Raw genomic sequence first — 1471 nt, 5'->3', positions numbered from 1 at the left:
CCTCCGATATCGTATTAATCCGAAAAAGGATGCCTTTATGAAAAAACTGTTTTTGATAGTATTTGGACTGATCAGTCTTAATGTAAATGCCGACCCTACCTATGATGCAACCAGAGGGGCGTTGCAAAACAATTCGACATTGTGTGGTTATGGTTATAACCCGAACTGTTCTTCAGGCAGCCGCAGCGCACCGCCTCCTAAAAAAATCATTTACCATGACGTCTTGGTACCTTCTAAATTTGGGGCTTTGGCTGTTAGTGTGAAAGCTGGGCATATTGCCGGTTCGTTGAATCATAACTCTTTAGCCGAAGCAAAAAGAGAAGCAGTCAAACATTGCCAGCAAGGCAGTCGCAATACGCCTTGCAAAGCCATCACATGGGTAAGAAACGGCTGCCTCGCGGCAGCAAAAGGAAAAGTGAAAAACAACCTGTTTATTTTAGCCGATGCGGCAGGTCCGCAAGGAACGGTCGAACAGGAGGCTTTGCAAAAATGCAGTAACAGAGGGGCAACGGAATGCGAAATCATCATGCCCGAAGGCTGCTCCCTGCCTCAATTGCAATAATCAAATTTTATTTAAAAGGTCGTCTGAAAACTATTTTCAGACGACCTTTTCTAAGCCAAGTTAAAGATGAGCTGGGAAAAGGATAAATTTATGAAAAGACTGTTTTTAATCGCATTGGGCTTGGTAAGTTTTAATGTAAATGCCGACCCTACCTATGATGCAACCAGAGGGGCGTTGCAAAACAATTCGACATTGTGTGGTTATGGTTATAACCCGAACTGTTCTTCAGGCAGCCGCAGCACTCCGCCTCCTAAAAAAATCATCTACCACGACGTGAAAGTTCCTTCTAAATTTGGGGCTTTGGCTTTCAGTGAAAAATCAGGTCATATTGGTGGGGCATTAAATCAAAACTCAAAAGCCGAGGCACAAAGTGCAGCCATTAAGCAATGTGAGAAGGGGAGTAGAAATGCACCATGTAAAGCGATCAGTTGGGTTAGAAACGGCTGTATTGCCGCTGCTTCAGGCAAATTGAAAAACCAAACTAAAGTAATTGGAGGTGCGGCAGAACCCGGACTTGCAGAACAGGCTGCTATTACAAACTGCAAAAATGCAGGAATGACTGAATGCAAAGTCTTAATGCCCGAAGGCTGCTCCCTGCCTGAATTGCAATAATCAAATTTTATTTAAAAGGTCGTCTGAAAACTATTTTCAGACGACCTTTTCTAAGCCAAGTTAAAGATGAGCTGGGAGAAAGGATAAATTTATGAAAAAACTGTTTTTAATCGCATTGGGGTTGGTAAGTTTTAATGTTTATGCCAATGGCTGTGGTGGAGAATACCAAGCTGCCACGGGAACCTGCCGTATCATAGACGGAAGCGGTCGGCAAATTTTATACAATGTGCCTCCTCCCCAATCAGGTAACAGCACACCACCTTCGAAAAAAATAGTCTATGTCTCCAAATATGGTGC

The 1471-nt window shown here is 43.3% G+C and carries 2 protein-coding genes and 1 pseudogene; all 3 read left to right on the top strand.

Going from position 1 to position 1471, the window contains the following annotated elements; translation table 11 throughout:
- Window positions 1–37 precede the first annotated feature (37 nt).
- Window positions 38–562 (top strand): DUF4189 domain-containing protein, encoded by a 525-nt coding sequence (locus tag HMPREF3050_RS02045; protein WP_070773272.1) that lies wholly within the window; start codon window positions 38–40, stop codon window positions 560–562.
- 90 nt (window positions 563–652) lie between these two features.
- Window positions 653–1174 (top strand): DUF4189 domain-containing protein, encoded by a 522-nt coding sequence (locus HMPREF3050_RS02040; RefSeq protein ID WP_070773271.1) that lies wholly within the window; start codon window positions 653–655, stop codon window positions 1172–1174.
- Window positions 1175–1265: 91 nt separating this feature from the next.
- Window positions 1266–1471, top strand: a pseudogene (locus HMPREF3050_RS02035) (DUF4189 domain-containing protein); the annotation flags it as partial.

The organism is Neisseria sp. HMSC065D04, from assembly GCF_001815675.1.
Classification (GTDB): domain Bacteria; phylum Pseudomonadota; class Gammaproteobacteria; order Burkholderiales; family Neisseriaceae; genus Neisseria.
This window is presented reverse-complemented; position numbering and strand designations above follow the sequence as displayed.